Genomic DNA, 24,245 nt, shown 5'->3' with positions numbered 1-24,245 from the left:
GATGGCAACCAACCAGCGCTACGCACGGGGCGAGTACATCGCCCTCACCGCCGACCAGGCCTACGCCTCCGGTGACCCCGTGGTCATCGGCGCTGTGGCCGGTGTCGCGAAGATCGACGCCACCGAGGGGGAGAAGGTCACCATCTGGCTGGTCGGATCCTACGACTTCACCGTCACCGGCGCCGCATCCGAGGGGGACGTCGTCTACCTGGGCGGCTCCGGGCTGACCATGACCGCCAACTCCACCCCGTTCGGTGTGGCCCTGGGCGCTAAGGGCTCCGGCTCTGGTGACCTCGAGGTCGCCCCGTTCGGATACGTGACCCCTGCCGCCCCGGCAGCGGGCTGACCAGCACACGCTGAGAAAGGAAACAGACCATCATGACTAAGGTCCTGAGCAACGTGCTGGAGTCCGCAGGCTTCCGCATCGGCAACACCTACGACCGGAAGGTCCTCGAAGCAGCCAAGCTGTTCGCTGACGGGTTCTCCGGCCGCTCCCACACCGCCACCGCCCTCCTGAAGGAAGCCTTCACCACCTCGGACTTCCCGTCCCTGCTGGGCGAGGCGTTCGAACGGGAAGCCCGTGCGGCCTACCGGGAGGTCACCGACGAGACCGCAGCCATCGCACGCCGCGAGACTGTGGTCGACTTCCGGCCCAAGAAGCTCATGGAGCTCTTCGGGGAGACCTACTTCGAGCGGGTCAACGAGGGCGAGGAGTACAAGTCCGACAACCCGTTCAAGGACACGGAGATCGAGTTCCGCGCCGAGAAGTTCGGTCGCAACTACGGGCTCACCTGGGAGCGCTGGCTCAACGGAGACTTCTCCGCCCTGGCCGACTTCCCCGGCATCCTCGGACGGGGTGGTGCGAACACCCGCAACCGCGAGGTGTACCGCCACTTCATCGGCGAGAACGGCACCCTGAACGGTGACTTCTTCGCCGAGACCGGCACCGCCGGCCTCGGGTTCGAGTCCCTCAAGGCCGCCAAGCAGGCAGCCATCGAGGCCGACAACTACCGCGGCGACGGATCGGTCGACACCTCCACTCTGGTGCTGGTCGTCCCGCCCGCCCTGGAGGACACCGCGACTGCGATCACCCAGGTGCGTACCGTCCGGGAGACCACCGTCGAGGGCGACGTCACCCGCCAGATCGAACGCTCCAACACGCTGGCCGGGATCACCGTCCAGGTGTCCCGAGAGTTCAACCGGCAGCTCGCCACCGGCATCCGCAACAGCGCCTGGGCCCTCGTCCCCGGCGCCGCCACCGAGAACCCGGCGCTCATCCTTGCGTCGCTGGCTGGTCACCCTGATGTGGATATCCGCACCAAGCGTGACCAGGGCGACCGGGTCGGCGGCGGGTCCATCGGCTACGAGGAGGGGTCGTTCGACAACGACACCATCTGGTACCGCGGCCGCTCCGTGCTGGGCACCGCTGCAGCATTCGGCCAGGGCACCTACGCCTCCACCGGCGCAGCCTGACTCCAACTGAATATCGTCTGACGAGGGCTGCGGCCCGGAAAGCGTGGTGCATAGTGCCTACCGAATCCGAGAAAGCTGTGGCCCTCGTCAGGCTCCGCATCTCCGACGTTCACGACCACCGACCAATGCGATTGCTAAGCGACGCCCAGCTCGAGCTGCTCCTGGCCGAGCACGACATGAACATCTACCGCGCCTCAGCGGACGCCCTGCGAACGATCGCCGCCTCCGAGGTCCTGGTCTCGAAGAAGATCCGCACCCAAGACCTCAGCACCGACGGGCCGGCGGTGGCTAACGCGCTGCGCGCCCTGGCCGATGACTACGACGAAAAGGCCGACGCGGCCGAGCTCGCCGCCGAGGGGTCCTTCCACCTGGTCCCGTTCGGTGGTGCTGGTGGTCGCCTGGAGGCTGAGGAGCGGAGGGTCTACTGATGCCGCTTACCAACACGTCCGTGATCCCGGATGCCTGGTCGCAGGCGCACCAGCCGGTTGCCGAGTCCGCCATGCGCTCGAGGGTCGACATCCTGGTCCCGTTGGATCAGGTGCCGTCCCCAGGGTGGGGTGAGGACCCTGGGGACCCGGTGGGTGACGCGGTGGCCGCCGGCGGGGTGCACGCCCGCATCCGGTCCCTGTCCACTGGCAACACGCTGGCCCCGTCGGGCCAGTCGAACGACACCGCCGACTACCTAATTCAGACGCCCGCGAACGCGCTTCCGAGCCTGCTTGTGGGGGAGAACGGCCACCGACTCCGTGTCACCATCAACCCCGGGTCGCCCGCCCTTGAGGGCCGCCTGTTCACCATCATGGGCATCCAACACTCCACGGAAGCTTTCGCCAGGGACCTCATCTGCCGCGAGCACGTCACCCAGACGCAGGGCACCTGATGTCCGGCGACGAACTCCGGGCACTCTCCGCAGACCTCAAAGCCGCCGGCGCCCAGGTGATCCCCAAAGCCTCCCTAGTGGTCCGCCGGTCAGCGATCGCGGTCGCCAACCACGCACGAGCCAACGCCGCCGTAGACACCGGGTTCATGCAATCCAGCATCGACACCGCCTTCGACTCCGGAGGCCTGGCAGCGATCATCAGCCCCACCGCCATGTACAGCGTGTTCGTCGAGTACGGCACGAGCAAGATGGCACCCCAACCGTTCATGGGCCCCGCCCTCGACGCGGTCGAACCCAGCTTCATCAGTGCCATAGAAGCGATAGGCGGTGAGATCTTCCGATGACCATCACCATGCGGCAGGTCTACCAGACCATAGAGGACGCGGTCGTCGGCATCCCCGAGCTGTCCGCCGCCCAGGTCCACCACGGCAACGTCCCCGACGCGCTGCCGACCTACTCGAACGGGCAGGTCATGCCCTACGTGGTCATCTGGCCCAGGGTGCCGGTCCCCACTGATGACATGGCGCTCTCCGGGGTGCAGCTGCGCGACGGGCTCGCGTTCCCATTCCAGACCACCTGTGTCGCCACCGACCTGCTCAACCAGCTGATGCCCATGACTGACGCCGTGGCTGCCGCCCTGACCGGCCTGCAGATCGGGGCGGGGAACGTCTACCACGACTCGGAGAACGTCACCGGCGGGCTCGGTGGCGGCGAATACCTCCAAGACCCTGACCTGCCGGACCGCTACTTCGTCCCCCTGCGCTGGTACCTCGAAACCCAGTAACCCCCACCCCTTTCCACACCTGAGCCTGACACGACCCCCTCCCGGTACCGGTGGGGGTTCTGCTCGTATCCACCTCCACCTGATCAGGAGAACCAATCATGGCTGAACATGCCGACGATGGCCGCGTCCTCGCGGTCGATAAGCGCACCGGGAAGAAGTACCGGGAGCACCCGCACATCGTGAAGATGGCGAAGCACCTCGAACTCGCCCCCTCCACGAAGTCCAAGACCACCAAGCAGGTCACTGAACCTGAACGTCCCTCCACTGGCGCCGCCAAGAACCAGGAGAAGTGATCATGCCGATCATCCCCACTGTGCCCCGCACCTACGCGGACGCTCACACCAAGTTCACGATCCTGCTGGGCTACACCGGCAACCTGGACGCCATCGCCGCCGAAATCCTCAACGAGGGCATCGACGGGTCCTGCCGTGTCACCAAGGAAGGCACCCGCTACTCGGCCACCGATTCGGCCACCGAGACCGGCGACGCCGCCCTGTGCGACGAGGGCGCCCCGGAGACCCTGGGCAACTCCAACTACGAGGGCCGCCTCGAGGTGTTCCGGTACTTCAACTCGGAGAACCCTGGCGCCCACGACGAGGAGGCCGACGAGATCTTCCAGGCCCTGAAGGTCAAGGGCACCACCGTGGTGATCGTGATCCGGGAGACCGGGAAGCGTTACGACCTGGACTGGGAGTCCGGCGACGAGTACTCGGCGTTCCGTGTGGACACGGATAACTGGCAGCGCCAGCAGAACATGACCGGGTACATCAAGCGGACCATCCCGACGCCGGTGCAGTCTGCCGAGCTGAACGGCGTGGTCGCTGCTGCGGCCGCCGGCGGCTGACCCCCGCCCCATTGATCGCCGGTGGCGGGGAGGGTTTGTCAGGCTCACCCCCGCCACCGGTCACCCCTTCACCATTCGAGCCTGACGCTGAGCCTGACGACACACACTTAGGAGCCTGACATGACCGAGCAGAACACCCCCACCGACGCCGACGAGACCACCGAGGACACCGAGGTCCCGGCGGCCCCCACCCCCGATGTGGATACCTTCGACCTGGCCCAGTGGCTCGCCACCGGTGAGACCGGACGCTCCTCCGAGACCGTCACCATCTACCGTGACCCGTCTCTCGAGGCTGAGGTGAAGCAGCTCCGCGCCGACGTCGCCAAGCACAACGCCGCCAACACGGGGGAGCCCGACCCGGACGCCACGTTCGGTGACGAGGACACGGCCTCTGAGCTGGAACGCCGGCAGGCCGACCTCAACGTCCGGATCCGCGCCGCGAAGGCTGACGTGGTGATCACCGCGCTCTCCGACGGTGAGGTTGAAGAGATCGCCGCCAGCTTCAAGAAGCGCTACGTCAGCGAGAAGCGCAACTGGAACGAGACCGTCAAGGGCACCTGTATGGTGCTCGCCCAGGCCGCCACCGTCAACGGGCAGCGGCTCACCGCAGACCAGTGGCAGAAGCTCTCCGAAGGCCCCCTCGCTGGCGGGCAGTGGGCCAAGATCAAACAGGCCTGGCTGGCCGCCCAGCACAAGACCCCCAGGGTCGACGCCCCTTTCTCCTAGAGTTCCTCAGCTCAGACCAGGGAGGGTGGGCGCTGCTCGCGCTGCAGGCCGCGCAGGACTGGTCCCGGTCACCGTCGGACTTCATCGTCCATCAACAGGCGGTGACCGGGGACCTGCGGAGCCGGAACCTGGACCTGATGATGGCGCACACCATGCACCAGCGGTCCCTGTGCCCGCAGTGTGGCTACCCGAAAGCGGTGTGCAGGTCTGAGGAACGATTCGAAGCGCAACGCGAGGTGTGCCACGCCTCAGCAGTCGTCGAGGCCCAACGGGCTGAGGCGCAGAAGAACGACGCCCCGGATTATGGGGTCATCTATCTGCCCGCGTACGCCGGTGCCGGCAAGGGGGAGGAGTCCCCAGTGAAGCCGCCGCCAGGCATGTTCGGCTAGTTGAGGTCGAACTCCCACTCGTAGTAGTTGCCTGTGTACATGTCTCGGTAGACCAAAATGCCCGCCTCCACCGGCGTCTCAAAGATCATGGGACCTGAGGCCGACGAGCCTGCTCGGACCGTTGACCGCGGGTAGCGATCCTCGTCCCGAAGACAGTTGTTTGCCGCGTGCGTGGTCGGCTCCTGGCCAATTACTTGTCCGTCCGCATCGATGAGTTCGAAATGCGGAGGGTTGAGCAGAAACCCGTTCTCCATGTGCTGGACCGCAGAGTCAGTCATCTCTACGGAGAAGTCGATGGCGAAGAACGTCCCGTCCGGGTCAATCGTAGAGGCGCGGTTGCAGGTGAAGTCTTGGTGGACCTCTGAAGCCGCCAGCTCCAACAGGCGCTCTCCGCTTGCCGAATCAATGAACTCCTGAGGGCTGTTCTGAGGCATCGGCAGGTTCCCTCGCTCGTTCAGGCCGAGGTCACCCGATGCGGACTCTTCAACATCGGCTTCCTCGGTCGGCTCCGGCTCAGGAGTCGCGGTCACCGTTTCCGTCGCTGTGACGGTCGCAGTCGGCTCAGGTTCCCCTTCGCCGGCGCAACCCGCCACAAGCGCTCCCGCGCAGATCAGCGCGCCCATGGAGATACCGATTCGCGTGTGAGTCATAACTCAACAGCATACCTAGGAGGTCGGACATGGCCGGTAGAAGCGTTACCGTCAGGCTCTCAGCCGAGGTTGCTGGTTACTCCAACGACATGGACCAGGCCGCGCAGGCCACCGATCGTGTGGCCGATTCTGCGGACAAGGCGGGACAGTCTGCCGAGCGCCTGGGTCAGGCCAACCAGTCGGCTGCCACCGGTGTCAGCGCCTCCTCCGAAGCACTCGCCCGCATGTCCGGTGGACTTGAGTCCGCAGCACCCGCGGCAGAGGCCACAGCCACGAGCGTAGAGCACATCGGCACAGCTGGCTCCGAGTCCAGCGGCGCACTCTTCCGCATGACGGAAGGCCTCTCCGGCGTGGAGTCCAGCGGGGACGCCGCACACCGCTCCATCCTGGCCACCGCGGGTGGTATGGACGGCCTCGTGGGCAGCTTCCAAGAAGGCCTCACCTTCGGGGGAGGCTTCCGGGACACCCTGGGCGCCGTCGGCTCCACCCTGGTCGGAACCGTCGCCGGAGGTTTCCGCCAGGCCGGAGACGCCACCCGTGACTTCCTCACCACCGCGCAGGGCCTCAGCTCAGAATTTACCCAGGTGGGCGCTGTGCTCGGCGTCGTCGGCGGCGGCCTCATCGCCCTCAGCGCGTCCGTCATCCAGACCGGCATCGCCTACAACACCCTGCAGCAGGTCGCAGGCCGCGCCATGGAGACCATGACCGGTTCTACTGAGGCGGCAGCCGTCCAGATGGAGCGGTTGCACTCCTTCGCCGACGAGTCGCCCTTCGCACGCGACACCTGGATCTCTGCACAGCAGCAGCTCATGGCGTTCGGTATGGAAGCCGAACGCGTGGTCCCCACCCTTGAAGGGGTGCAGAACGCGGTGGCCGCCATCGGTGGCGGTGACCAGGAGATCATGCAGCTGGTCGACATCCTCGGCACCGTCGAGGGCCAGGGCCGCATCACCGGACGTGAACTGCAGCGGCTCGGCCAGATGGGCATCAACGCCGCCGAGCTCATCGGGTCGTCCATGGGTGTCTCCGGCAACGAGATCCGGGAACAGATCACCGCCGGCACTCTCGACGCGTCGACCGCCATCACTGCCCTGACCGACGGAATGAACGTCCGGTTCGAAGGGGCCGCTGAGGGGCTGCGTGACACCATGACCGGTGCGCTAGACCGGATCCGTGCACGAGTCCGCGACCTGGGCTCCATTATCGCAGCGCCCCTTGTGGATCCCACAGGTGGAGGCTTCCTGGTCGAGGCCATCAACCAGGCCGCGGACTTCGGGTCCTCGTTGCTCGAGCTGAACCCCGCCCTGATCCAGTTCGCTGGACTCGGCACCCTGGCCGCAGGTGGACTCATTACCCTCGCCGCAGGCTTCTTCATGGTCGCGCCTCGACTTCTCAGCTTCTGGGACTCCATCAAGGAAACCTCCGGCCTGATACGTGACTTCGCGAGCAACCTGCCCGGGATGAGCACAGGACTGCGCAACGCCGGAATCGCGGCAGGCGTCGCCGTCGCCGCTATCGCTGGACTAGCGATCATCGGCAAGCTGACACGAGACTCCGAAGAGTTTGCCGCCTCGGTCGGCGACATGGGACGCGAGCTGCGTACCGCAGCGCAGGGCGGGGAGGCCTTCGCCTCGATCGACTGGACCATGGCTTCCAACGGGCCCACTGATCTGGCCGGAGCCTTCGAGCGGATCACCTCCGACGGCCTGATTGACCGAGTCAATGACAGCGTTAACCTGCTGCTCTATGACCTCTTCGGTATCTCAGGCGAAGCGTCGGACCTGCAGGCACAGTGGGAAAGCATGGATCAGGCCATGGCAGAGGCCTTCCAGGCCGGGCGCTTTGACGAAGTCGCTGCCGGGCTACAGCAGATGGTGGACGTGGGGATGGAAGCGGATCAGCTCACGGAGCTCTTCCCCGAGGTTTCCGAGGCTATCCGTCAGGCGGCCAACGAAGCCGGGTACGCCGCTACCAACCAGGAGATCCTGGCCGTAGCGACTGACGCTACAGCGCTGGCTGCATTGGCGGCTGGTGCCGCATGGGAAGAAGTAGAATCCGCCACCCAAGGTGCAGCGGCGACCACGCGAAACTCTTCCGAGCTGTTCACCACTCTGGCCGAGGGTGCAGAGATGGCCGCGTCGGGCATCTCTGACCTGGTCGGCAACATGAACGAGTACGCCGGCATCGCGCTTAGCGCGGAGGCCACATCCGACGCCTGGATCGAGTCTCTGCAGGAGCTGCGCGGTGAGCTCTCAGACGGAGAGTTCTCCATGAATCGCTACTCGGAGAAGGGACTGGAGAATCGAGAGATGCTCAGGGGTCTCGCTGAGGACACCTGGGAGGCCGCCGCCGCGCAGGCCGACCTGGAGGGCAACCAGCAAGCCGCCCTAGACGTCATCAACGACAGCATCAGCATCATCCGTGAGGCTGGCGAAGCAGCCAACATGTCCGCCGGCGATATCGACGACATGATCCGCCGTTATCTCGGTTTCAACGACGTCGAACCCATCGAGATTCAGGCGGAGAACCGGGCGGCGGCGATCTTCGACGAGGTTGAGCTGCAGCTGGGCGCCCTGCCGGATGACTTTGAGATCTGGATCAGCGCCCAGTCCGAGGAGGCGCAGGCCGTCATCGCTGGCCTGCTGGATCAGGACCTCGAAACTGTCATGGGCATCCTGGCTGACCCTGCGCTGGCCGAAGAGGTCATCACGGCCTTCGAAGCGGGGGACTACCAGGCCATCGTCGATCTCATGGCTCAGGCCGAGTCCGCCCAGATGGTGGTCTACGACTTCATCTCCGGCGAGTACCAGGCCCAGGTCGATATCCAGGGCAACGCGGTGCCCGCGAATGAGGCGCTGGCCGCACTGATGAACGGCGATTACACCGCGGTGGCAGACATCCTCGGAGACACCACCGAGGCCTTCCTCGCCGTCCGGGCGTTCGAGGCTGGTGACTACTCGACCGTGGCCGAGATCCTGGGCAACAACGCCCCGGCGGCCGCCGAAATGGCGGCCTTCCTTAATGGCAGCTACTCCACCACGGCGTCTATCAACGGCGACGACGGCCCGGCCCGAGGCACCATGAACAACTTCACCGGGACAGATTGGCGGACCACCGCCACCGCGCAGGCTGACACCGCCGCGGCGGAGTACGCTCTAGGCCCCAACGGGCTGACCCGCACCCGCACGGTGACGATCCGGACGGCGATCTCAGGCTCCAACCTGCTAGGGAACACCAGCTCCGGCGGTCCTACCCTGGGGGGCGGCTACACAGGTGGCCGTGTTGGGAGGATTCCCAACACTGGTTCCGGTCTGCAGGGCTACACCTCAGGTGGTCGCCCCAACAGTGGCTATCGTCTCCCGTCCACCGGCCTTGGCACCGACCAGATTCTCGGGGTCAACGGCGCAGGGATGCCGGTCGCCCGGGTGGACGACCTGGAGTGGATCGTCAATCGGCGGTCGAGCGACAAGTACAACCGCCTGCTCGGGGCGATCAACCGCGACGACCCCAGAATCCAACACCTCGCCGGGTTCACCAACGGTGGCCGCCCCGGTTACCAGGGGCAGGTGCGAGAGTTCGCCGGCAGCGGCGGGGCCGCGCCACGGATCACGGCCAACGACATCGCCCGCGCTCTCGGCGGGGGTGGTGGCCGGACGGTGCAGTTCAACATCACGAACCACAATCCGCAGGCCGAGCCCACGTCGATGAGTATCAAGCGTGGGTCTGAGTACATGGGAGCGGGGGTCTTCGAATGAGCACAGGCGCACGCTCCGGTGAACACGTGCGGGTCAGCCTGCAGGACACTCCTCTGGATGATGACCGGTGGGCGGAGCCGGGGTCTCGGTTTCACACTCACAGGCCTGGGGTGTGGGAGCTCCTCACCGGGACTGAGGTGCTTCCTCGTTACCCGGGGGCCCGGGTGACCCGGTGGGAGGTTCCCGGCGGGCAGGGTGAGCGGCGGGCCCAGCACATGCCGGTCAACGCCCGCGTCATCCCGATCAGGATCCGGTTCGAACCCATCTGCACCGACCCGGCTCACCCCATGTACCAGCGGGAAGGCCGGGACGCCGAAGAACGGTACGGGTTCTTGGCGCAGAACATGCGCGAGTTCATGTGGCGCACCCGGGTCGGGACCCACATGTCCGGCGGGAACCTGCGTATGACCCGCACCCTGACCGCTGGGGAGCACTTCCGTGACCGCCGGCTCGCGCTGGGGTCCAATGGCATGGAGTCCTGTGTGGGCTACTTCGAGTCTGACTGGGACGTGGAAGTCGCCGACGCGGCGAAGTTCGCCACCGTGACCGCGCTGTTCCGGAACCCGACCGGCACCTGGTACTCCCGGATCCAGTACGCCGGATCGGGCAACGTCACCGCACTGGAGCCGGGACGTACCTACGGGTTCGACATCCCTATGGGCGACGCACCCGTCGAGGACGCCCTCATAGGGTTGCGGATCATCGGTGACGCCGGCCCCATGTCCGACCGGTGGGCACGGTTCACCAACGACATGGGTGCAGGGTTCCGGGCGATCAACATCCCCGACAACAGGTGGTGGATCTTCCACAGCCTCCAAGCCCGGGCCGGGTCCACCGGCAGTGTTCAGCGCCGGTGGGATGTCGACTTCTCAGACGATTCCAAGATGGTCAGCGTGGGGCGCAGGCTCGGCACCTCGCTGCTGATCACCCCGGGCATCGCCGGGGTCGGTTCCCAGGTGGGTCGGATCAACGTCCGGGTGGGCAAGCCCGCCTATGTGCACTTCGCGGTGCGCTCCAAATGGTTCTAGAGGGAAGGAGGCGGCCATGACTGAGACGCTCTCCGGCAACGACGACCAGGCGATCCAGATCCTGGTGCTGCAGCCCGGTGTGAATCGGCTTACCGATGCACATCTGGGGGAGATCACTGATCTGGTCAGCGCCCAGGTGTCTTTCACCTGGCGCGGCGATCCTGGCACCCTGACGATCACCACCTACAAGGATTCGCCCTCGGTGGCGAAGCTCAACGGTGACGTGGAGCTGCAGGTGATGCTCCGGGACCCGCGCCGGGAGATCGATCACCAGTGGCGGCAGGTTGTCAACGCCCGTTTCGTGGTGGACCTGGATTCGGAGGATCGGGCCGATGAGGCGAACACGATCACGTTCACCTGCCCCAACTCGGCGACCCTGCTGAACAAGACCAAGATCCACCGCTCCACCGGTGCCGCCCGGCTGAATAACGATTATGACCGGGCGAAGTCTGACTACCAGGAAGCGCAGCGGGAGTATGAGCGCCCGTTGAAGGCCTTCGGTGAGCAGGCCCGGGCTCTCCAGCGATTGCACCGCTTCCCCCGGGTGGGCACCTATGCCTACTTTGGCGTGGCGTGGCTGAATCGCTCCCGCGAGATCCGCCGCGGCGCGCTGGCCTCCAACGCCGCCCGCAACGGCAAGCTCTACTGGTGGAACGGCGGCAAGTGGCGGGCACTGTCCGATGCTCGGTGGCCGGTAATGAAGTCCGAACTCCGTGAGCTGGGGGTCGAGGTCGCCCGGAATCGTCGGCGGATGGACGCAGCCCGGAGGCGCTACCAACGGGCCGAGCGGGCCCAGCGGGAGACCTCTCGGGACGGGGTCCGCCGGTTCTACAACGCCACCCCCGGCCGGGCACTCTCCGAGCTCTGGATCGAGGAGGTCCGTCGGCAGCGCGACGAGTACCAGGTCACCATGCACCACGACGCGATGAACCTGCTCGGTGTGCGCCGGTCCTGGACCAACACGCACGACTCCAACGGCCAGTGGTGGCCGCTCTCGACCCGCTCCGACTTCGAGGTTCCCCTGGGTGGTGGTCTGCTCGACGCCATCCTGGATCTGGAAGAGCGCGGCAAGCTGGATTGGCAGATGCGCGGCCGCACCCTGGACCTGACCCGGCCTAGGAAGCTCGAGGTGGATCAGTCCACCCGGGTGAACCTGCTGTTAGGGCGACCCATCACCGAGGCACCTGACCGGGGGTCCCGGATGGAGCACTTCTCGGTCGCCTGCGTGGTCGGCGGGGACGGCTACTCCCGCATGATCCCCTACAACGTGCCGGTAGAGACCGCCTGGGGCAGGTTCGTGGGCACCATCCGGGAACCCGAATCGGTGGACGTGGCATCGGCCCGTGACCTGACCTACGCGGCGCGCAGGGCAGGCTCCGCCCGGTTCCGCCGCGAATCCACCCTGTCGCTGACCATCGGCCAGGCGGACCCGATCCCCATGATCGACTTCCAGCCCGGCCACTGGATCGGAGTCTGGGACCACGAGGGGGAGCGGACCCGCCGCCAGGTGGATTCCATCGTGCTCTCCTGGGCCCCGGACGCTCCAATGACCGCAGTGGTCACCCTGGACACCCGGTTCCGCCGGCGCGAGATCAGCTTCGCCAAGACCATGTCCAAGACACTCGGCGGGGTCGATCACATGCAGGGACACATCCCGCTGAACCCCGCACTGGAGCCGCCAGTGCGGTTCGACGTGCCCGGCTTCGCCCCGCCCATCGTGGAGATCCAATCCACAGTCCAGTTCGACCCCCTGGAGGGCCGCCCGTGGATCGCCCTCTCCGCCCTCTGGGAAGACGTCGGGATCCCAGAGCCCACCGACCCCACGGTCGATGAGGACGAGCTGCTGGATGAGACCCCGGATGACCCGGACGGCATCGACTAGGAAGGAGGCCCCCTGTGGCCGATGAAGAAGAGTTCCCAGTCGATGACAACTACGGCCTGATCGACCAGCCAGAGCATGCGGATGTGGTGCTTGAGGGTGTCGTCACCACCGGCGACGAGGACGGACCGATCGACGAGACCAACCCGGAGCCACCCACGGTGGAGCCGATCACCCCGGTGGACTCCTGGGCCGAGGTCGACCCCGACTACGAGGAGCTCCTCGACGAGGACGCCGAGATGGAGGATGTTCCGGATGAGGACATCCCCGCCGGGGACCCAGACACCTCCGGTGACGACGAGACACCGTTCGAGGGTGTGGCCTGGGCGTTCTACGAGATCGAGGGCCGCTCCTTCGACCGTGACGGCGCATGGCAACAGCTCGCCCGGGAAGAGTTCACCGGATCCCTGGATGCCCGGATCGACGGGTTACCGGCGGGGGAGCGGTGGGAGTTCCGTGTCCGCCTGGTCGACCACGACGGGATCGCCTCGGCCTGGTCCGAGACCACCCTGGATCAGCTCCCAGTGGACGAGACACCACCCCCGGCGCCCACCGCCCCCATCGTGGACGAGAACAGCGGCTTCATCACCTACGGGACCGACGGCACCCTGACGGGACCGACCCCGGCGGACATGTCTCACATCTTGGCGTACGTCCGACAGATGCACCCAGCAGGACAGCCAGACGGCGATCAAGGTGATCCGCGCCTGCTCGGGCGCTTCACGGGTGAGGGCTACCAGTCCACCGGATCGCTCGTGAGCGAGGTGCCGCACGAGTTCTGGCTGGTCGCCGTGGACACCACCGGCAACGGTTCGCAGTGGTCCCAGATCGTCACCGCCACACCCTCTGAGCCAGTGGACGGTGCGCGCATCCGGCAGGAACTGGAGGCCATCAACGGGCCAGACGGACGCCTGCCTGCACTCGAGCAGTCCCTCTCTGATGGGTTCACCGCCCGGGACCAGGTCATCTCCGAGATCCAGCAGGCCGCCGTAGACTCTGCCGAAGCCGCGCAGCTGGAATACGACCGGCTTCAGGGACTGGCTGCCGACGCTCAGGCCAAGGCCGACGCTGTGGAGACCGACCTGGGTGCCACAGCGGCAGAGGCGCAGGCGGCCCGCAGTGAAGCCCAAGCCGCCCAGGCCGCGGCTGACGCAGCACAAACAGCAGCGGCCGCAGCACAGTCCGCCGCGGGGGACGCGCAGAGCACCGCAGACCAGGCGATGAGTTCCGCGAACGCGAAGTCTCGGATCTACTCGTCCACCCAGCCGCCTAGCGGGACCGCAGAGGATGGGGACACCTGGTATCGGTGGAGCTCCGAAGACCCGGACCGGGACCTCCGGGGGATCTGGGTGATGGAGTCCGGCACGTGGCGGAGCATGGGCACACTGTCGCGCACCCTGATCCCGTTGCTGGATATCGGGGCTGGCACGTTCGGTGAGCTCTCCGGAGATCGACTGCTCGCCGACTCGGTGGGTGCGCGTGAGGTCAACACCCTTGACCTGGCGACAGACACTGCCCGCATGAACCAGCTGTGGACCGGGCTGGCGATGATCGCAGAAGCTCAGATCGATACCCTGCTCGGCAACACCGCCAGGTTCAAGGAGATCAACGCCCCCCTGATCCAGTCCCACACGGACCCGGACATAGGGTGGAAGCTTCGCCCAGATGGCACCGCCATGATGCGGGAAGCCGACGTTCGGGGCCGCTTCCAGGCGGGCACAGGAAGCAACCTGGTGGAGGTCGACCAAGGTGACGTCACCTATTTCTCTCCGATTGATAACGCCAACCGGACGCTGACCGGCATCCCCTATCTGCGCTTCTCCACGCCAGACGGTGCGGGAGGCACCACGGCACCGCTCATCGCGGCCAAGCCGACCGGGGGTTTGGTGATCGGCTCGGGGCGCAACTCACCAGAGTTCGGTCGGTCCGTCATCGAGATTGACGGCCACGTCAACGCCCTGGGTGCGGACTTCACGTCTCACACGAACACGACTTCGGTCTATGCGTCGGTCGGCATCACCGGGATCGGCACCAACAACCAGCAGCTCGGAGGACTCGTCTCCTCCGGTGTCCGCACCCGGCTCCAGGGCCGCACCGCAGATAGTCACAACGCCAGAGACATGTACGTCCGCGGCGTCTCCTCCGGGTTCACTCTGACTGGTTCGGACTCGATCATGCGGATGAACTTCACCTACGGCGAGCCGACCCCCACGGGGGACCGGGTGCCGCAGGTGACATCCACGTGCGGGCTCGCCGACAACACGTCTGGGCGGATCGCGGCACTGACCGTCGGGAACATCTCAGCCTCCGGTTTCCAGTGTGCTGCCCGCCCGGTCGGTGGCGGGTCGCCTGTGAGTTACAACATCGTCTACGACGCCCTTTGGAGGTAGCCATGCTCGGAGCTGTAGTCAAAGACGACCCTCACGGGGTGCCCATCCTGGAGATCTGGGAGGCCCCCGACCACTGCCGGGTGATCCCCATGCAGGCCCTCGCCACCTACTCGGAGCTGCTGGGGATCGAGGACCCCGCCGAGGTGGCGGAAGCTCTGGTGGAGGAACAGGACCAGGACAAGGCGGAAGGGTATGTGAATCCGTTCGCAGACGCCTACCTGCTGCTGACTCACCGGGAGAAGGTCCGGGAGGAGGAGGCTGCCAGGGTGCGGGCCAAGCAACAGGACAAGCTGGCCCCTGCTGATCCTCGCAGTGTCGTGCTCGCGTCCGCGCTGGCCGCGTACCGGGCGGTCCACGTGCCCATCACCGAGGGTGAAGAGTGCGCGATGGACAGGTGCCGACGCAGAGTCCGCGAACGACTGGGGTTGAGTTTCGAACCTACCACCAAGCCCGGCGCGGTCAGCAGGATCAAGGCCACCACGGTGCGGGCGCAGGAACACCCCCTCGTCGTGGAGATCGGGCCAGAGACCTACACCCAGTACCGGCAGGAACGGCGCGCCAAGCTCTCCGAACTCCTCGGCCAGGTCACCTGGTTGGTCGACCAGAACCGTCGAGATTTCCTCCACCGCCTCACCGGCAACACCGAGAACCCGCTGGGTGACGTGGTGGGGCCCGACGAGGCGGCCCCCGAACCGACTGCCGAGGAACTCGTCGGTCGCTACAGGAACGAGGTGGTCTCATGAACACCGAGATCCCCGACCCCGGCCCGATGCCAGTGACCCGCAGGAAACGGTTCTGGGACTTCCTCGAAGAGCCACGCTCCGTCACGGGAGTCCAGATCGTGTTCACCTATTGGGCGGCGATCATCTTCGGAATCCTCACCCTTGAGCAGCCACCACGGACCACCAGCGTGATCCTCGGCGACGGGCTGGTCGTCGCAATCGCCTGGCTGATGATCACCGCCGGAGTGGTGGGCACACTGACAGCAGCGTTCGGCTGGTGGTGGGTGGAGCGACTCCTAGGCATCGGGTTCCTGATCACCGCCTGGCTGGGCTACGCCTACTCCGTCGGTGAAGCCCAATGGTTCGGAGAAGGGAGCAGGTGGCTGCAGATCGGGTTCCTGAGCATCTCGCTTTCGGGAATGCTCACCCGGTTCATCCGGATCCGGCTCGACAAATACGGACCCGGTATCTACGGGGGATAAGGAGGACTCCCGTGGAGGAGAACGTAGGAGTCCTGATCACGATGTCAGGTGCGATCGCCACCCTGCTGGGGATCTTCCTCAAAGGCCTGTGGGACTTCATCATGGGCAAACACAAGAGGGACCTGGAACAGGCCAATCACCGCCGGGACTCGATCACCCGCTACAAGCAAGAAGCTCACGACGCTGACGAGCGAGCGAACCGGGAATGGAACAAGGCCCGGCAGTTCGCGGCTTACGCCCACGACGTGGAGCAGTTCTGCATGCGCGAGCATCGCACCACCTCGGATCAGTTCCCGCCCTGGCCGGGGTAACCAGCACGGAGCCTCTGAACACCGAATACCCACTCGGAGCCTCTGACACCAGTCGGGGCTCTTTTCTATGCCAGGAGGCAGCTATGGCTCTATCCAAGGCTGTGACTCGCAGAGTCCAGCTCTCCCCGAACTACACCACCGCGAATCGTTCTCTCGCCAGCATCCGGGCGATCCTCATCCACTGGTGGAACGTCCCCAGCGCGGGCGCCACCCACGGCGGTGTCGTCTCCTGGTTCATGAACAAGGACTCGAAGGTCAGCGCCCACTACGTGTGCTCGGCGAACCTGGTCACCCAGCAGGTCCGTGAGAAGGACATCGCCTGGCACGCCGGCCCCGCCAACCGAGACAGCATCGGACTGGAGCTCAGCCCCTACTGCACCGCGGGCGATTACCAGACGGCTGCGGAGCTGATCGCGGACATCTGGAAGCGTGCCGGCCGGATCATCACCCTCGAACCCCACCGGGCGCACATGGCGACCGCCTGCCCCGGTGACTGGGATCTCGGCCGTCTGCACCGGATGGCGCTGGCGATCTACCGGACTCCCGTCGTCACCACACCTGTTATCCCCCCACCCCCCGTGCTGCCGCCGGCAGTGATCATCCCCGAGAAGGAGAAGCCCATGTCACTCACCACCCAGAACGTTCAGCAGATCGCTGATGCCGTCCTCAACGATCGGCGTCACGACCTCAACGGCAACGCGAACACCCAGTCGTTCAAGATCGCGAACACCAACAACCAGGTCAACTTCCTGCGCGCTGAAGTCGCCGGGCTCCGTGGGGCACTCACTGGCCTGGTGGATGTGCTCGAGAAGGACCACGTGGGTCTGAAGGCGCACGTCTCGGATGAGATCGACCGGGCCGTCGCGGAGATCACCGACGTGGTCGAGGAGGCCTGAGCGATGGCGCAGAAAGTCCCGAACAAGGGCATCCATTCACCCCAGACCCGCAAGTACATTTACGGTGTGGTCGCGGCCGCGATCCCGCTGCTGGTGATCTTCGGTGTGATCGCTGAGGACCAGGTGCAGCTCTGGCTCACCGTCGCCGCCGCTGTGCTGGGCTTCGGCTCCTCTGCGCTGGCCGCACCGAACACCCCCAAGGAAGTCCCGGCCTCGGGCACCTCCGAACGACAGTCTTGAGAGGCGGCTCATCATGGTTGAACTGACAGATCCACCGGTTCTGGAGCATGGGTTCGTGCAGGGCCGGTTCGTGACCGCGGTGGCGGACACTCTGGATGATGAGGACCGCTACCCGGATCTGCGCGGCATCTCTGGGAATGTGAGGTTCACGGCAACCCAGCCGGTGAACCTTGTGTCTGCTGGCACTCCGGCGACGGTGGTGCAGCAGCCGGTGGTTCTGCCACTCAACGCGGACGGCTGGCTGGTCGACGCCCACAGTGAGGACGACCCGGCGCGGACCCCTGGCGTGTGGCTGGCGGTGGGCCGATATACGGTGCAGACGATCTTCCCGTCTGCGACCCCGGTGCCGCAGTTCAGCATTGAGGTGACCTCTGAGCACACCAAGGAATCGCCGCTGAACCTGACGTTGGCTGCGCCGATCATCCTGCCGCCTCGAACTACCGAGGTGACTCGGGTGATCGACCGGCAGCTCGCCCAGGAAGCGGCTGGGGAAGCGCAGAGCCACGCTGAGGCGGCGTCCCAGGCGGCGGCCATGGTCGATGAGATCGCAGGGGGAGTCGAAGCGGGAGGGTTCCTGCTTGATCAGCGCGGCAACGTCTCAGGCACGCTCGATCTGTCTGAGGTGGCGCGGAACCACTACGTCCATCTCACACTGACCGGGGATGTGACAGTGGCCCTGCCTGAGTCTCCGATCCCGGGCAGGATCATCACCCTGGTCATGGCCCAGGACGCCACTGGTGGGCGCTCGCTCACGATCCCTGACGCCCTGTCCGCCTATGGGGTGTTGCCGGTCCCGGCGCAGGGGGCGAACGCGGTCAGTGAGTGGCACCTGGTCTTTGACGGGGTGGACTGGAAGGTCCGCGTCTCAGGCACTGACGACATGACTCCCACGGAATGGAGCGTGTGATGCAGACACCTGAAGAGAGACGTGATGAAGCAGTCGCGGCGGTGATCGCCGCCGGTGGTGTGGTGCGAGGCTCCCAGCCGATGGCGCACCCCGATGACCCGCACACGGTGGTCGCCTACCGGGTGCTGGCGGGGTCGCCGTCGAACCGGGTCCGTGACGCGGTGGAAGCCGTGCGGGCCGAGACGGAGACGAACCTGACCGGGCTGGTCCCGTGGGCACCTGAGTATGTGGAGGAGGTGGAGGAAGATGAGGTCAGCAACGCTTGACGGCAGGCTGGAGGCGGTGGCAGGGACCCCTCTTGGGATTCTCTATGGGGGCAATCAGATGACCGGTGTCCTGGGGCCGGGGGGAGACTTCCCGGTGACTTGCTACGCCGCTTTTACGTTCTTCCCTACCGCTGACCTCAGTCTCTTCCCTACGCGACAGATTGCCAGTTGGGGCGCTGCCGGAAGCACCGCAAACTCCTCCGGACAAGGATTGGTCCTGCGGACTTCGGGTACCTCAGGTGCGCAGAACGTGATTGAAGGGCGACACCAGGAACAGGGTGGGGCAATTGCATTCATGGATGGAGGAGTCGCCGTACCTCTTGGTCAGACGTGGGCGGCGTGCTTCGCCTACGACGGCGACAACTTCTACACCCATGTTCTCGGGGGCATCACTTCTGTCCGCGCCACAACGGGAACAGGCCTCGTGAACTGGGGCCTCCGAACAGCACCAGACGGGCACTTCGGCGGTAACACGCATTCGGCTGTAGCGTACTCCGGACTTCACGACGAGAACACGCGTCTCTCAGTGATGCACTGGCTCGCCCGCCGATTCTCTCTCTCTCTCTCTCTCTCTCTTAGGCCTCGCTTTTGCTGTTCTGCGTGGGAGTTGGCGGCATGAGGGCCGCAGTGGTGGAACGTCGAGACATCGCAGGCTTTCACCCCGGAAATCCCACAGGCGGAGGAAGCTGGACCTCTCTACCAGGGGCGCCCGCCTCGAATGTCTGGGAAGCCAGTCGGACATTCGACCCGCACTGGGGTGCCTCCATGTTCCCCGCCCCAGAGGGGTCGTGGTGGCAGCTGAAGGGTTGGAGCTTCCGAGCGGAAGGCGACCCAGTGCGGCTGGGCGTAGCAGGGTGGCACGGAGACAGATACGCCAACGACGCGCTGAACGGTCATCGGTTGATATGGGTCCACCCGGATCGCATGAGAGGCGACTGGGTCCACTTTCAAGTGCCCTTCCGGGTGACCTACCCTCCGGGTGGAGCTCATCTGTTCATGCTCCGCGGGCAACGTTCAACAGCGGCGCAGGTGCCGGGCTACCTGGCAGGGTTGACCTTCACGCCGATCTAGCTGGGGCCTCCTCATGAGGGCGGCGGCGACGGATCACAGGGTGTTCCACCGAGTCAGCAACCCGGCACTGAATGCGGCATCCGTGAACGGCGTACCAGTCGGGTCGGGAGGCCTTACTGGCGAGCGTGGTCCTGATGGTCAACGGGTGTACCGCATCCAGTCGGCATACCCGACGCCTGAAAGCTGGTCGTGGGGATACTTCATGCAGTGGAACACCCCGCCAACTATGGCTGCGGGCACAGTCGTCAATATCACCTGGTCGCTAAGGGCCAGCAGGGATGTAGTCAGGCAACTGCAGCTCATTACCGGGCCCGGCGTCAACGGGACCACCTTGGGTAACCCCGTGGTCACCACCGAATGGCAGACCTTCACACTCCCTGGAGTGGTTCTTGCTCATGACGTAGCTGGCGCTCACAGGGTCCGCACGAGTGGTGTCGGTGAGCCGGGGTTCTGGATTGAGTCGACCGCGCCGCTCATCGAGATCGTCCGACCAGCGGGCTGAGCCCGCACACAAAAGCCGCCCACCTTGCCTATCGGGCAGGGTGGGCGGCTCTAGTGCGTTGATCTAGGCGACCGGCCTAGGAGGCAGCTCCGCTTGGGTGTCCCAGGTGAGCTGCGAGTTCGGGGCAAGGGCGACGAGAGTCTCCTCGATATGCCCTAGTTCGGAAGTCCACACCACTCCTTCGAGGATCCGTGAGGTCTCACCCGCATCTGACATCGTTTGGGGGTCAGTGGTGCCAGCGCAGAAGTAAGAGACGTCGTTGTCGACGGTGACTTTCTGCCGGCGCTTGATCATCTCCCGAACCTAGCAGGCTGCTTTCCCCCGGCTCTAGGACTCATCGTCCTATGGTCTCCCGGGGGCGAACCGTGTGCCGGAAGGTCAACACAGACCATGGCACGTTAAAGCTCGCTCATCTGGCGTTCTACTTCTGTGATCCGCTCCTCGAGCGTTTCCGTTCGTCGCGTCAGCTGCTCCATCGCGAGGACGATGGCCTCTCGGCGTCCGGCGAGGGTCACAATGTCCGCGACCGGCGCGTCGTCAGGAAGTGACTCTTCCGTCGACTCCACGACACCGAGATCATCGAGGAGTGTGCGCACTTCGGACTGGATCTGGCCAAGTTCCTCCTGCATACGACGCTGGTCGTTCGCACTCAGTTGGCTCGCTATCAGTGCGCTGACATCGCTGGTATCCATACGGCTATCCTAAGCACTAATACCCACGGCACCACACAGAACCGCCCCATCCTCAGTCGAGGGTGGGGCGGTTTTCACAACTTCGGAGTCTGTTCATTCTGCACGCGAGCCATGCGTAGGATCGTCGTCTACTTCGGCAGGAATGTCGATGTCGATAATGTGTTCGCGTTTAAAGCGGATCGGCTTCTCGTGCCATAAGTCAGGGATCGCGACTGGCGAATTGTGGAGAAGTCCTACATAGCCCCGTCGTGTTCGTTTGGTGACTCGGACCCACATTCTCTCCCCCCAGCCGGATCGAGTTTTGAAGCCCAGCTTCACTATGTCCCCGGGCTCAACATCGTTCTTCTCGTCATCCGTGGGGACGTAGAACTTACCGGGGTTCCTTCGATTCATCTTGACCCCGTCGGTGAGGGACCAACCCTCAGTTACTTTGCGGGTCCACAGCCATCGAATGCGTCCGCCAAAGCCTTCGATAAGGGCCACCTCGAACTGCTCGGCCACAAACAGGGGGCGGTCTTTGTACGGGACCGCGTCCAGTTCGCCCAGCACCTCGTCGCGACGAGGGTCGCCACGCGGGAAGGCGAGTACCAGGAGGCGCAGAATCAGGCGAGGAGCAAAGCCGAAAACCAAGAGCGCTAGGACCAGGAGTGGCCATGGTGTGGCAAGAAGGTCGAGGAGTTCCATCAGGCAGTAGCGGGGCGGAACCTAGGAGACGGGGCCAGGCGGGCCTGCGTCCGGTGTGCCCTAACGGCGGCACCCAGCTCAGATTTCCCTTGATCCGTCAATACGTAGTACCGACGAAATCGCCCCTTCGGCGCCCTAGGGGGCGTCTCGACCCAGCCATCTTCGAGATAACCGGCATTGAGCATGTCCCACAGAATGGGATAAAGGGCTCCGGAGCGCATGCGCAGTTCCGAGCGCAGATCGGCTACCCAGTGCTCCTTTTCCTGAGACGTGATGAGCTCCACGGCCACTCTCAAGTATTTCTTTGACCGCTTCATGCCTCCACTCTACCGATGCGCCGGGATTCGGACATAGCCTTTTGAGACACTAATCCCTGAGGTCGTATGGATCCTGCCATGAGGACTCTGCCCGGCTGATCCTGTTTACCCATTCTGCGGGCACCCACGCGCTGCGTCTGTCGTGCGCGGCGTCATCCCACACGATCATCACCCGGGTCGGAGTCCAGCGGCGGACCTTCGCGTCCACGGTGCCAAGGTCGGGGAGCTCCACTCGCACGTAGGGCTCGCGCCGGTACGGGGCCGACTGAACCTCGTCAGGCGTGATGTGGTGCTCGCCGTAGATCAGCAGGTCCGGTCTTGGTCGGGGTTCATTCACGGCACCAGGATGCCATGGGGCTATGACTCGACGGCCGGCATCACGGTGGTGGGATTGAACGCCATCTCCGCGAACTGGGCTGCAGCGTAGTGGGCGTCCGGCTTGAGGTGCGCGTAGTGCTTCTCGGTCACCGTGACGGACGAGTGGCCGAGGTGCCGGGAGAGCTGCCAGATCTCCATACCGGCGTCCAGCATCAGTGAGGCGTGAGTGTGCCGAAGCGAATACAGGTCCGGCTTCTTGTTCAGCGCGGGGGCCTTGCCGGCGACGGGCTCGCGGAGCTTGTTCACTTGGCGTTGCCAGCTCTGGTAGAGCCGTTTCCGCCGGAGCCTGACCCGTTCGGCGCTCTTACCTGGGCCGGATGCCTGGGTGAAAAGTGGCTCGGCAGGCCTGCGGCCCACGACATGAGCCCGCAGGACCTCGGCGGCGGACGGTGGGAGACCCACCGTGCGGATCGAGCGGGGAGACTTCGGCTCGCCGATGTAGTCGCCATTCACGAGGTCCTGCTTGATCGCCTTGGTGACACGGATGGATGGCTGCCGGGCGTCGAGGTAGGCGTCCGACACGTCGAGAGCGCAGAGCTCGGAGGGGCGCAGCCCGGTTGCCAGCATGATCTTGTACGGATCCGGGGCGGTTAGCCCGGAGATGATCAGATCAACCTCGGCCAGCGAGAGGAATTGGTCGCGCTCTACCTTCAAGGTTCGAGCGCGGGGGAGTAGCCGGTCGTCCCAGGGGCTGGCGGTGATCCAGTTGTAGGTCACAGCGTGGGAGAGGATCGGGGAGAGTGAGCCGACCACGTTCCGTATTGTCTTGGGTGCCCGCTTCTTCTCTTCCATGGTCCGGACGATGGAGCGGATGTCGTCGGCGGTGACCATCGAGACAGGGAGCGTGCCCAGCGCGGGGGAGAGGTGGTTCTCCCAATAGGACTGGTAGCTCTGCTTGGTGTAGGGCGTGCCGCGGTGGCGTTCAAGCCAGTGCTCGTAGACGTCGGCGACGGTGGGTCCGGTGCGCTTGACCTTTGCCAGGTCACGGCCGGCGGCGTTTTGGTCACCCTTGTGCAGCTCGATGAGGCGCTTCCACTGCTCGGCCTCGGCGCGAGTGGGGACGGTGACGGGCTTCTGGCGGACGCCCTGCTGATACCAGGTGACCTTGAAGGATGATCCCGTTTTGTTCTTGCGCTCCTGGATGACTGCCATGAGGGCATTCTATCTGTCACCAGGTGCGATTTTCTTTGCTTGTGGTGCGATCCCCGGAACATCGTCCGTACTGGCCCGGTATTCCGGGGATCTCATGGGGTGAGCGACGGGGCTTGAACCCGCGACCCTCGCGACCACAACGCGATGCTCTACCAGCTGAGCTACGCCCACCATGCGGAGCCGAAACCGACTCCCGTACCTGTTGCGGAACCGTCATAAACGGCTGAAAGCAACGCAGATCAGTCTACACAGGTTCTGGCCGGATGTGGAAATCGGCTCAGCTCTGCTTGAAGACGGTCCTGCGGTAGTGCCGCAGCTCCTCGATGGAGTCCTGGATGTCCCCGAGAGCGCGGTGGTTGCCGGTCTTGGCCGGCGCGGACTTCTTCGCCTCCGGATACCAGCGGGAGGAGAGCTCCTTGATGGTGGAGACATCGATGAGCCGATAGTGCAGGTGCTTCATCAGATCCGGCATGGCCACCCGGAGGAACGCCTTGTCCGCGTGGATCGAGTTTCCGGCCAGCGGCGCGACGCCAGCCTCCGGGATCCAGGCCTTGACGTAGTCCAGGACCCGCTGCTCGGCGACCTCCACGGAGACCCCGTTCTTGAGGTCCGCGAGCAGCCCCGAGGCGGTATGCATCTTCTGCACTATCGGTGCCATGGTCTCCAGCCGCTCGGCGGGGTCGGGAGTGATGACCACCTGGACCCCGTCACCGAGGATGTTCAGCTCAGCGTCGGTGACCAGCGCGGCGATCTCCACCAGCACGTCGTGATCAGGGTTCAGGCCGGTCATCTCGCAGTCGATCCAGACCATCCGGCCTGCCCAGGAG

At 65.2% G+C, this 24,245-nt stretch carries 28 protein-coding genes and 1 tRNA gene; 21 read left to right on the top strand and 8 right to left on the bottom strand.

From position 1 onward, the window contains the following. Window position 1: 1 nt before the first annotated feature. The 10 genes from BCL67_RS08795 to BCL67_RS08750 all read left to right on the top strand — a co-directional run bounded on the left by BCL67_RS08795 (window position 2) and on the right by BCL67_RS08750 (window position 5,096). On the top strand, window positions 2-346 hold the full coding sequence (locus BCL67_RS08795; protein ID WP_106123075.1) for a DUF2190 family protein: 345 nt from the start codon (window positions 2-4) through the stop codon (window positions 344-346). A gap of 32 nt (window positions 347-378) precedes the next feature. Further along, window positions 379-1,473 carry a phage major capsid protein gene (locus tag BCL67_RS08790; RefSeq protein WP_106123074.1) on the top strand — a complete coding sequence of 365 codons (1,095 nt, stop codon included), beginning with the start codon at window positions 379-381 and terminating at the stop codon, window positions 1,471-1,473. Window positions 1,474-1,598: 125 nt separating this feature from the next. Next, entirely contained in the window at window positions 1,599-1,901 is a 303-nt protein-coding gene (locus BCL67_RS08785; RefSeq protein ID WP_106123073.1) for a hypothetical protein, read from the top strand. After that, window positions 1,901-2,353 (top strand): DUF6093 family protein, encoded by a 453-nt coding sequence (locus tag BCL67_RS08780; protein WP_106123072.1) that lies wholly within the window; start codon window positions 1,901-1,903, stop codon window positions 2,351-2,353. The genes BCL67_RS08785 and BCL67_RS08780 overlap by 1 nt, the downstream gene beginning before the upstream one ends. Continuing rightward, window positions 2,353-2,697, top strand: a complete 345-nt coding sequence (locus tag BCL67_RS08775) for an HK97-gp10 family putative phage morphogenesis protein (RefSeq protein ID WP_106123071.1) — start codon at window positions 2,353-2,355, stop codon at window positions 2,695-2,697. Before BCL67_RS08780 ends, BCL67_RS08775 begins: the two co-directional genes overlap by 1 nt. Continuing rightward, complete coding sequence (locus tag BCL67_RS08770; RefSeq protein WP_106123070.1) at window positions 2,694-3,137, top strand: hypothetical protein; 444 nt, start codon at window positions 2,694-2,696, stop codon at window positions 3,135-3,137. The genes BCL67_RS08775 and BCL67_RS08770 overlap by 4 nt, the downstream gene beginning before the upstream one ends. 98 nt (window positions 3,138-3,235) lie before the next feature. Further along, the gene (locus BCL67_RS08765) at window positions 3,236-3,430 is read left to right on the top strand and encodes a hypothetical protein (RefSeq protein ID WP_106123069.1); all 195 of its coding nucleotides are present in this window, start codon (window positions 3,236-3,238) and stop codon (window positions 3,428-3,430) included. Window positions 3,431-3,432: 2 nt separating this feature from the next. Then, window positions 3,433-3,981 carry a phage tail tube protein gene (locus BCL67_RS08760; RefSeq protein WP_106123068.1) on the top strand — a complete coding sequence of 183 codons (549 nt, stop codon included), beginning with the start codon at window positions 3,433-3,435 and terminating at the stop codon, window positions 3,979-3,981. Between the two features lie 120 nt (window positions 3,982-4,101). Continuing rightward, window positions 4,102-4,707 carry a hypothetical protein gene (locus tag BCL67_RS08755; RefSeq protein ID WP_106123067.1) on the top strand — a complete coding sequence of 202 codons (606 nt, stop codon included), beginning with the start codon at window positions 4,102-4,104 and terminating at the stop codon, window positions 4,705-4,707. Between the two features lie 101 nt (window positions 4,708-4,808). Then, complete coding sequence (locus BCL67_RS08750) at window positions 4,809-5,096, top strand: hypothetical protein (RefSeq protein ID WP_106123066.1); 288 nt, start codon at window positions 4,809-4,811, stop codon at window positions 5,094-5,096. On the opposite strand, the gene BCL67_RS08745 is transcribed toward BCL67_RS08750, so the two are convergent. Further along, a complete protein-coding gene (locus BCL67_RS08745) occupies window positions 5,093-5,746 on the bottom strand; it encodes a hypothetical protein (RefSeq protein WP_106123065.1) in 654 nt (217 codons plus the stop codon). The two genes, BCL67_RS08750 and BCL67_RS08745, sit on opposite strands and share 4 nt — an antisense overlap. Before the next feature lie 29 nt (window positions 5,747-5,775). On the opposite strand from BCL67_RS08745, the gene BCL67_RS08740 reads away from it, so the two are divergent. The 11 genes from BCL67_RS08740 (at window position 5,776) to BCL67_RS08690 (ending at window position 18,622) form a co-directional block, all read left to right on the top strand. Further along, the gene (locus BCL67_RS08740; protein ID WP_146131119.1) at window positions 5,776-9,501 is read left to right on the top strand and encodes a tape measure protein; all 3,726 of its coding nucleotides are present in this window, start codon (window positions 5,776-5,778) and stop codon (window positions 9,499-9,501) included. Window positions 9,502-9,638: 137 nt separating this feature from the next. Further along, the gene (locus BCL67_RS08735) at window positions 9,639-10,529 is read left to right on the top strand and encodes a hypothetical protein (protein ID WP_146131118.1); all 891 of its coding nucleotides are present in this window, start codon (window positions 9,639-9,641) and stop codon (window positions 10,527-10,529) included. Between the two features lie 16 nt (window positions 10,530-10,545). Then, the gene (locus tag BCL67_RS08730) at window positions 10,546-12,411 is read left to right on the top strand and encodes a hypothetical protein (protein WP_106123062.1); all 1,866 of its coding nucleotides are present in this window, start codon (window positions 10,546-10,548) and stop codon (window positions 12,409-12,411) included. Window positions 12,412-12,425: 14 nt separating this feature from the next. Then, a complete protein-coding gene (locus BCL67_RS08725; protein WP_106123061.1) occupies window positions 12,426-14,798 on the top strand; it encodes a hypothetical protein in 2,373 nt (790 codons plus the stop codon). A gap of 2 nt (window positions 14,799-14,800) precedes the next feature. Beyond that, window positions 14,801-15,541: a hypothetical protein gene (locus BCL67_RS08720; RefSeq protein ID WP_106123060.1), complete on the top strand. Its 741-nt coding sequence runs from the start codon at window positions 14,801-14,803 to the stop codon at window positions 15,539-15,541. Continuing rightward, window positions 15,538-16,002 carry a hypothetical protein gene (locus tag BCL67_RS08715; protein ID WP_106123059.1) on the top strand — a complete coding sequence of 155 codons (465 nt, stop codon included), beginning with the start codon at window positions 15,538-15,540 and terminating at the stop codon, window positions 16,000-16,002. The genes BCL67_RS08720 and BCL67_RS08715 overlap by 4 nt, the downstream gene beginning before the upstream one ends. Before the next feature lie 11 nt (window positions 16,003-16,013). Then, window positions 16,014-16,313 carry a hypothetical protein gene (locus BCL67_RS08710; protein ID WP_106123058.1) on the top strand — a complete coding sequence of 100 codons (300 nt, stop codon included), beginning with the start codon at window positions 16,014-16,016 and terminating at the stop codon, window positions 16,311-16,313. Between the two features lie 83 nt (window positions 16,314-16,396). After that, window positions 16,397-17,209: an N-acetylmuramoyl-L-alanine amidase gene (locus tag BCL67_RS08705; protein ID WP_181255949.1), complete on the top strand. Its 813-nt coding sequence runs from the start codon at window positions 16,397-16,399 to the stop codon at window positions 17,207-17,209. Window positions 17,210-17,212: 3 nt separating this feature from the next. Further along, window positions 17,213-17,449 (top strand): phage holin, encoded by a 237-nt coding sequence (locus BCL67_RS08700; protein ID WP_106123056.1) that lies wholly within the window; start codon window positions 17,213-17,215, stop codon window positions 17,447-17,449. Between the two features lie 13 nt (window positions 17,450-17,462). Then, on the top strand, window positions 17,463-18,356 hold the full coding sequence (locus tag BCL67_RS08695) for a hypothetical protein (RefSeq protein WP_106123055.1): 894 nt from the start codon (window positions 17,463-17,465) through the stop codon (window positions 18,354-18,356). Continuing rightward, window positions 18,356-18,622 carry a hypothetical protein gene (locus tag BCL67_RS08690; protein WP_106123054.1) on the top strand — a complete coding sequence of 89 codons (267 nt, stop codon included), beginning with the start codon at window positions 18,356-18,358 and terminating at the stop codon, window positions 18,620-18,622. Before BCL67_RS08695 ends, BCL67_RS08690 begins: the two co-directional genes overlap by 1 nt. A 1,971-nt stretch (window positions 18,623-20,593) precedes the next feature. Here the strand turns inward: BCL67_RS08690 and BCL67_RS08675 are convergent. The 7 genes from BCL67_RS08675 to orn all read right to left on the bottom strand — a co-directional run bounded on the left by BCL67_RS08675 (window position 20,594) and on the right by orn (window position 24,229). Next, a complete protein-coding gene (locus BCL67_RS08675) occupies window positions 20,594-20,887 on the bottom strand; it encodes a hypothetical protein (protein ID WP_106123051.1) in 294 nt (97 codons plus the stop codon). A 93-nt stretch (window positions 20,888-20,980) separates the two neighbouring features. Further along, complete coding sequence (locus BCL67_RS08670) at window positions 20,981-21,571, bottom strand: hypothetical protein (RefSeq protein WP_106123050.1); 591 nt, start codon at window positions 21,569-21,571, stop codon at window positions 20,981-20,983. Next, window positions 21,571-21,792, bottom strand: a complete 222-nt coding sequence (locus tag BCL67_RS15975; protein ID WP_374955639.1) for a helix-turn-helix transcriptional regulator — start codon at window positions 21,790-21,792, stop codon at window positions 21,571-21,573. The genes BCL67_RS08670 and BCL67_RS15975 overlap by 1 nt, the downstream gene beginning before the upstream one ends. A 145-nt stretch (window positions 21,793-21,937) precedes the next feature. Next, a complete protein-coding gene (locus BCL67_RS08660) occupies window positions 21,938-22,225 on the bottom strand; it encodes a hypothetical protein (RefSeq protein ID WP_106123048.1) in 288 nt (95 codons plus the stop codon). Window positions 22,226-22,245: 20 nt separating this feature from the next. Continuing rightward, a complete protein-coding gene (locus BCL67_RS08655) occupies window positions 22,246-23,418 on the bottom strand; it encodes a tyrosine-type recombinase/integrase (protein WP_106123047.1) in 1,173 nt (390 codons plus the stop codon). A 95-nt stretch (window positions 23,419-23,513) separates the two neighbouring features. Next, window positions 23,514-23,589: transfer RNA gene (locus tag BCL67_RS08650), tRNA-His, on the bottom strand. Between the two features lie 106 nt (window positions 23,590-23,695). Then, window positions 23,696-24,229, bottom strand: coding sequence for an oligoribonuclease (gene orn, locus BCL67_RS08645; protein ID WP_106123186.1), 534 nt, complete (start codon window positions 24,227-24,229; stop codon window positions 23,696-23,698). Between the last annotated feature and the right edge of the window lie 16 nt (window positions 24,230-24,245).

This window comes from Nesterenkonia sandarakina (assembly GCF_003003175.1).
GTDB lineage: Bacteria > Actinomycetota > Actinomycetes > Actinomycetales > Micrococcaceae > Nesterenkonia > Nesterenkonia sandarakina_A.
The sequence above is the reverse complement of the archived record's forward strand: the minus strand, read 5'-3'. Positions and strand labels throughout refer to the sequence as shown.